Below are 7409 nucleotides of genomic sequence, written 5' to 3'. Positions count from 1 at the left end.
TCCGGCCAGCCAGAAAATTTAAAATACCTTAACCACGTAGCAGATAAATTTTGCCTTCGGCAACATATGCAATTCAACTGCAAAGTTGAATTGGCAAGTTTCGAGGAGGCCACCGATACGTGGACACTTACTTTGCAGGATGGCCGAGAACTAAGGTGTCGATTTTTGATAATGGCACTTGGACTCTTATCTGCCCCCACCCTTCCCCGCTATAAGGGAATGGAACTATTTGAGGGCCAGTCTTTTCATACCTACTACTGGCCACATAAACCTGTGCCATTGAGGAATAAGAAAGTCGCAGTTATTGGAACTGGCGCCACTGGAATACAAGTCATCGGAGAAATTGCCGATAAAGTTGGAGAATTAACCGTATTTCAGCGACGACCTAATTGGAGCGCACCACTCAATAATAGCCCTATTTCGAAAAAAGAAATGGCGGAAATACGATCACGCTATAATGAAATCTTTGCTACCTGCGCACGAACACCGGGTGGGTTCATACATGAACCCGATCGACGTGGATTTTATGATGTATCCCGTGAAGAACGCGTAGCCTTATGGGATAAATTATACGATGAACCTGGCTTTGGCATTTGGCTACAAAATTTTGTTGAAATTTTTATGGACGAGAAACCTAACGCNGAACTTTCAGAGTANATCGCCGAGCGAATTCGTAGACGAGTACACGACCCAGANACGGCTGAGACATTAATTCCCAAAGACCACGGGTTTGGAGTGCAGAGGGTTCCCCTCGAGACTAACTATTTTGAAGCCTACAATAGATCAAATGTCCGTTTGGTGGATATTAGTNATAATCCCATAACAGAGATNACAAAATCCGGCCTATCCACCACTGANGAAAGCTTTGAATTTGATATCATTGTGTANGCCACCGGGTTTGACGCCATNACTGGCTCCTTTGATGCCATCGATATACNGGGAATNGATGGNCAGACACTAGGTAACAAATGGAAGGANGGNCCCTCTACCTTCCTAGGGATGTTTGTCCACGGATTTCCCAATTTGTTAATGCCGACGGGACCACAGAGCGGCTCAGCTTCCACTAATTACCCGAGAGGCATTGAAACGGGCGTCAACTGGTGCACGGAGTTGCTTGAATACATGTGGGANAGAAACNTTACACGAGCGGACGCCACTCCAGAAGCGGAAGANAGATGGACCTCGCACGTAACGAAAATGTATTCGAAGATGTTAATGCGGAAAGCCAAAGGTTGGTTTACNGGTTANAATTCCAACGTGGATGGCCACGAGCATGGGAAAACGAGATATTTTGTCTACAATGGCGGAACCCCAAAGTATATTGCCACCATAACCGAGGTAGCTGATACGGGATATAAAGGGCTTCAGCTTTCCGGGGGCCCCGGAACAAATNCTAACGAAGCCCCAACAGAATCAACTAACTTACCCACACCAATACACGCTGCGGAATAAAATCTGTTCCTCATCTCCCAGTTCCTAACAGGATTAACTTAAATCTTCTATTGAAGCAGCAGGGGCAGCAGCTGGAGAGAATTTCGTAATTTCTCACCAAGCCCTTCAAAATCAATTCCTGCGGCAAAACTCTCAGCATCTACACCAACTAGTTTCGCAAATTCCGAGTCGCCGAGAACTTCTTCCGGAGAGAGGAGCCCATCGTCGTCGTAGTCAAAACTATGTAGGATTGAGGACGCNGTTATCGGTAATAACAATATGGANGCGAGGTTTACTCCAGCTACATCCTCTACGTTTACCTCCAGTTGCTCTTGCTCTACCACCCAATACTTAATGATGACTCTCTGAAATCTCGAAATTTCCGCTAACGATAAGTAGCCGTCCCCCGTAACATCGATAAAGGACCACACTTCCTCGAACGCACATTTGATGTCCTGGAAACAATCGTTCTCTACCGTNCGTTTTAGCCGCTCAACAGCTCTAACATCATCGCCATACACAAAGTTATTTAANACATCTTCCTGCAAGTCTTCCTGCGCGACGGAGCACGTACCAAAAAAAACTAGCCCGACCAATAATGCAGCCTGACTAAATAGCAATCTTCTGGCACTCATCATACAGCAACCCCAACCATTACAGTTGCCCTCTCAGATATAGAATATCAACACTCGGTTAGCATTACCCTCATGGTAGTAGGGCTNCGTNTGTATTGCAACAAAGCCCAAACTAAAGTCAAATACCGTACGCCTNAATGCGCAAAANACTAGGAAGAAATATTATGCCGGCAAGCACCGAAACTGATGCCTCTACAAANAAATTNTTGCGNGGCAAGTATGCCATTTGTGGNATCGGAGAAACCAGCTACCGCAGGGGTTCGGAAGAATCTACTCGCAATCTGGCAACTTGGGCAGTTGGAAATGCCATGAAGGATGCGGGAATGAAGGCGACAGATATCGATGGCATGTTAAGTTANTCAGGGAATGACTCNACATTNTCGCCTTTGATAGCCAATGACCTCGNAATACGACTAAATTTCTATATGGACGTACATGGCGGNGGNTCCTCAACTGAAGCTCTCATAGGCATAGCCATAGGTGTGATAGAAGCAGGCATGTGCAATACCGTTGCTATATTCCNNGCCATGAANGGTTATAGCCAAGTCCGAATTGGGGGAACAGGGGCACGTTCCGCTACTCCGATAATAGGTGACCAAATTCACCATCGCGCCTACGGCTGGCAGAGCGCCGGACAAATGTTTGCTCCCACTTTTTTGCGCCATATGTACGATTACGGNACCACCCCGGAGCAGGTNGCAGCAGTCAAAGTTGCTCATTCAAAGCATGCATCCAACAACCCAAAGGCATATTACAAGAAACGTTACACCGTTGAAGACGTTGTCCAGTCACGGATAATTTGCAAACCTCTCCATTTATTAGACTGTTGTGTGGAAACCGATAATGCGACCTGCATAATTGTCACCCGTCTGGACCGGGCGCGCGACTGCCCGCATCCCCCCGCGGTAATCCAATCTGTAGTGGGAAGATGCTCNAAACCTCGNGGNGATATTCATCTGCACTACCAAACAGGTCCTATTTCGACCGTAGCAGGACACTATGCAAAAAATATTCTCTTTCGAAATGCGGGAGTTGGCCCTGAAGATATAGATGTGACGGGTTCGTACGACGCCTTTACCTTCACCACAATGTTACAACTGGAAGACTACGGCTTCTGTAAAAAAGGAGAAGGAGGAGCGTACGTGTCCTCGGGAGCTATAGAACTAGGTGGATCAAGACCCAACAACACCTCGGGCGGCCATCTCTGTGAAGGATATACACACGGAATGAACATGGTAATTGAAAACACACGCCAACTCCGGCACGACGTAGATGATTCGTGCCCCACTGATCAGAATGGAAAAAAACAACACACCTATACATATGCCGAAGGCGGATGCAGGCAAGTAAGGAACGTAGAATTAACTGCAAACCTGGGTTGGGCCCACCCCGGCACTGGATCTGCCATGATTATGGCAAAAGATANACGATAAGGAGANGCNNAATGCCTATACAAGTTGAGTACATGGGCATGATGCTCACAGTTGAAGACGTCGACAGGGAAAACCGGGAATTTTTTGGCTTCTGTGCGAAGGNAGAATTCCGCTTNCAAAGAGGGAGTGAAAGCGGCTTGTTACGGTACCCACCAACAACNGCTTGTCCCTGGACTGGAGANCGGGAATATGAATGGGCACTCGTTGAAGGAAAGGGAACNATCCACTCCTATGGAGAAATTCACCACCCNATCCAGCCAGCATTTAAAACTAAAGTTCCGTACATGACATTAGTAGTCGACCTGGATACCCAGAAGGGACAGCCAACAGAACATGAAGCTTTGCGGATCGGAGGAAATTTAGTGACCACTAGCGGGGATTTTGCTCCTCCCGAGATCATTCGACAGGTGGGCATCGGCACAAGAGTAAAAATGCTTTTCAACAATATCACAGATGACTTTGCNCTGCCTCAATGGACGGTAGATACGGAAGCAGAACAACCCGANAAACCATGGCGTTATCCAGAAGACGAACAGGAATNACTAAAAGATGAAAATTACTGACATCACCACCACAAACNTAAGTATCGGAAAATCTCTCGTCCGTGTGCTAACCGANTCAGGCANTGAGGGCTGGGCAGAGGGNCCCAGCTTTGGGAGGGAGTTCAGCGGCGTAAACCTAACTGTATTCGATGCGTACCTCGATTCCCTAATTAAGCCTATTTTAGTTGGAGAGGACCCACTCCAAATTGATCGGCATTGGGAGGCTCTTGCCCTAGGAAGAGGGGAGCAGTTCTCCCGCCTTCCTGGGTTTGTGGTTGGCATTATCGATATAGCTCTGTGGGATATTTTAGGAAAAGAAACCGGCCTACCCGTGTACAAGCTGATGGGAGGCGCCGCCCGAACCTCCATCCCTCTCTATTGGAGTGTTGGGTCCGGATGGAAACTGGAACCTGCAGAAATGCTNGNNAAAGTTGAGGCCGGATGGGATATGGGCTTTCGCGCGTTCAAAATTCGTATGGATTGGAGNGGTTGGCGACAAGATATAAANCCCNCAAAAGACTATGAAATGTTCAAATTGGCCCGAGAGTTTCTGTCGGAAGGACATTACCTTGGCTTTGACGCAAACAACGGTTATTCCGTAAGTACTGCTATTCAACAAGGCAGAAAATTTGAAGAGCTGGGGATCGATCATTTTGAAGAACCCCTACCCCACTACGATTTACCTGGTCTCCGACAGGTGTCCGACGCATTAGACGTTGCCGTATCTGCCGGGGAACAAGATTCATTTCGATGGTGGTTTCACCAACTTGTTTTACTTGGGAACCCCGACATACTCCAGCCGGACATTCTTAATGTTGGGGGACCATCCGAGATAAAACGAGTCTATGAGATGGCTGTCAGCCTCGACAAACCAATAATGCCTCATAGCCCGCAAGCTGGCATAAACTCCATTGCCTCACTACATACATTTGCCACAGTCCAAACGGCCACCCGGCCACATGAATTTTCCTTGGAATTTTCTGGAGCTCTAGACGAAGTCGGTGAATTATATGGGGAGTCTGTGCTTCCCAAAGATGGACAAATGCAGCTATCCGATAAACCCGGATTTGGGATTGATTTGAATGAGAAAGCCGTCGCCAGGCTAACCCTAAAATAAAGGTTCCCCCAAGCTCCACTAAAGGAATTTCCTCAGGGCCTTGCGGAACATGCTAAAGGTAGGCAGAATTCTAGGATAATTTCCAACACAGACGCTGGCATTGGGATATCGCCCCAACCGGCTGCCACATAATAAGAGCGAGGGACAAATGACTGACAATTGGGATTTTTCCATTAAAAAAGGGTCAAAGGCTACATGGACTCCGGGATTACGCGAAATCTTTGAGTACAATGATCTCGGCATCGAAGAGGCCACTAAAGGAGATTACATTGCACATATAATTAGAGCTAATGGCAAGGAAATGGCAGACGAGGTGCAACAGTGGCATGTGCATGACTGCACATTCCAATTTGTATTGGTATTAAATGGGTGGGCTGAGTTTGAATACGAAGACGAAGGAATCCGTCGCATGGAAAAGGGTGACTGCATAAACCAACGCCCAGGAATTGCACATAGGGAAATATCTTATTCGAAGGACTACGAAGTCCTTGAGATTGTTGCCCCCGCTAACTTTAAAACTCGCATCGTAGACGCCCCTGCTTCCGCAATCGCGGCAGAATAAGATAGAAAAAGCTAACCGGCTAGCTGCTAGGAGGAACGTATGAATATCGATTTTGGCACGGAAGCAGCCGCCTTTCGCGAGGAAATTACCTCTTTTCTTCGCGATAGCGTTCCTCCCAGGGTGCAAGAAAAATTAAAGTTGCGACAATTGAGCGGGTCCGAACCTTCCTATTCTAACCTTACTCGTGACGAATACATAGAATGGCACAAGACGCTGCACAAAAAAGGTTGGGTGGCACCTCATTGGCCAGTTGAACATGGCGGCCTTGGTTGGTCCCCCCTCCAAAGACATATTTTTGAAGAGGAATTAGGACTGGCTGGTGTACCACGTATACTTCCATTCGGCCCCACGATGGTCGGGCCAGTGATAATGGAGTTTGGCAGTGCAGAGCAAAAAGAGTATTTCCTGCCGCGAATTCTGTCGGGCGAAGATATGTGGTGCCAAGGGTACTCCGAACCCAGCTCTGGCTCTGACCTTGCCTCCCTCAAAACAAGAGCCGTTCGTGACGGCGATGATTATGTAGTGAACGGTTCCAAAATCTGGACCACCAGTGCGCACTGGGCGGATATGATTTTTTGCCTGGTTCGGACCGATACGGATGTCAAAAAGCAGGAAGGCATTTCATTTCTTCTTATTAATATGCACGACCCGGGAATTGAAGTGCGACCTCTCATTACCCTGGATGGAGGCCATGAGATCAATCAGGTGTTTTTTACAGATGTACGGGTGCCTGCCACCAACCTGGTTGGGGAAGAAAACAAGGGATGGACCTACGCTAAATTTTTACTAAAACACGAACGCGCTTCGGTTGCAGCTATTGGAGCACAAAAACGCCAACTTCAAAGGCTGAAAGAAATAGCCCGAGGCGAACAATCCAGTGGTGGCAAGCTTATTGAAGAACCAACATTCCGTGATAAGATTTCCAAGGCGGAGATTGATTTGATGGCGCTTGAATACACGGAATTACGGGCAGTGTCGGCAGCAAACTTAGGGGAAACCCCTGGAACAGAAGTGAACTTGCTGAAGATCCGTGGGAGCGAAATGCAGCAAAAAATCAGCGAATTGATGCTCGAAGCTATTGGCTACTATGCCAATCCCTTTCTACCAGAATCAGCAGAACCTGGCTGGAACGAAACGCCTGTGGGCCCGGAATATGGTGCCCATCTAGCCCCTGACTACTTTAATTGGAGGAAGTCCTCCATTTACTCTGGTTCAAACGAAGTTCAAAAGAATATCATATCCAAAATGGTGCTGGGCCTATAGAAGTCCCAACCAAAAATTAACCCACCTTAAGCTAACCAGGATCTAGGCCCTTTGCTCTATTGGAGTTTGGTAGCAATGCCAAAAGCGCCTACACGAACTAATTTTACTCTAATAGAAAAAGTTCTGGATCATTCATAACCTTTTTTGGTTATTTTATGAAAAATAATTTCTTCGAAGACGTGTTAGAGTACTAATTGTGATATTTATACCGTTACAACAGTAGCAAGGACAACTTGCACACACGCCAATACGTTTTAGGGAGGATTTTATGAATAGAAGAGACTTTATGGAAGTCAGCGCAAAGGCTGCATCTCTTGCAGCTCTTGCAAAGTTTGGGATGTTTTCGTTTACACCGGCCAATGCCAGCGAAGAAGAGTTTGCATGGCCACATGAACAATTCAAGTTTCAGGTAGGTGACTTGCCTTT

Annotated in this window: 7 protein-coding genes; 6 read left to right on the top strand and 1 reads right to left on the bottom strand. The window is 47.0% G+C overall.

The window, feature by feature from the left end; genetic code table 11:
* A partial coding sequence (locus tag CMM32_02785) for a cyclohexanone monooxygenase (protein MBT05827.1) occupies positions 1 to 1452 on the top strand: 1452 nt, incomplete at its 5' end.
* 47 nt (positions 1453 to 1499) lie between these two features.
* On the opposite strand, the gene CMM32_02780 is transcribed toward CMM32_02785, so the two are convergent.
* Complete coding sequence (locus CMM32_02780; GenBank protein ID MBT05826.1) at positions 1500 to 2069, bottom strand: hypothetical protein; 570 nt, start codon at positions 2067 to 2069, stop codon at positions 1500 to 1502.
* A 161-nt stretch (positions 2070 to 2230) separates the two neighbouring features.
* Between CMM32_02780 and CMM32_02775 the strand changes: the two genes are divergently transcribed.
* The 5 genes from CMM32_02775 to CMM32_02755 all read left to right on the top strand — a co-directional run bounded on the left by CMM32_02775 (position 2231) and on the right by CMM32_02755 (position 6983).
* The gene (locus tag CMM32_02775; GenBank protein ID MBT05825.1) at positions 2231 to 3499 is read left to right on the top strand and encodes an acetyl-CoA acetyltransferase; all 1269 of its coding nucleotides are present in this window, start codon (positions 2231 to 2233) and stop codon (positions 3497 to 3499) included.
* Positions 3403 to 4062, top strand: coding sequence for a hypothetical protein (locus tag CMM32_02770; GenBank protein MBT05824.1), 660 nt, complete (start codon positions 3403 to 3405; stop codon positions 4060 to 4062). Before CMM32_02775 ends, CMM32_02770 begins: the two co-directional genes overlap by 97 nt.
* Positions 4049 to 5158: a hypothetical protein gene (locus CMM32_02765; protein ID MBT05823.1), complete on the top strand. Its 1110-nt coding sequence runs from the start codon at positions 4049 to 4051 to the stop codon at positions 5156 to 5158. Before CMM32_02770 ends, CMM32_02765 begins: the two co-directional genes overlap by 14 nt.
* 148 nt (positions 5159 to 5306) lie before the next feature.
* Positions 5307 to 5720 carry a cupin gene (locus tag CMM32_02760; GenBank protein MBT05822.1) on the top strand — a complete coding sequence of 138 codons (414 nt, stop codon included), beginning with the start codon at positions 5307 to 5309 and terminating at the stop codon, positions 5718 to 5720.
* A 39-nt stretch (positions 5721 to 5759) separates the two neighbouring features.
* Entirely contained in the window at positions 5760 to 6983 is a 1224-nt protein-coding gene (locus tag CMM32_02755) for a pimeloyl-CoA dehydrogenase large subunit (GenBank protein ID MBT05821.1), read from the top strand.
* Positions 6984 to 7409 lie beyond the last annotated feature (426 nt).

The sequence above is a fragment of the Rhodospirillaceae bacterium genome, assembly GCA_002728255.1.
Lineage (GTDB): Bacteria > Pseudomonadota > Alphaproteobacteria > UBA7887 > UBA7887.
The sequence above is the reverse complement of the archived record's forward strand: the minus strand, read 5'-3'. Positions and strand labels throughout refer to the sequence as shown.

What these genes read in the sequence shown, in the direction of transcription:
- CMM32_02760 (MBT05822.1), top strand. Translation starts at nt 5,307, where the DNA reads ATGACTGACAATTGGGATTTTTCCATTAAAAAAGGGTCAAAGGCTACA.
- CMM32_02755 (MBT05821.1), top strand. Translation starts at nt 5,760, where the DNA reads ATGAATATCGATTTTGGCACGGAAGCAGCCGCCTTTCGCGAGGAAATT.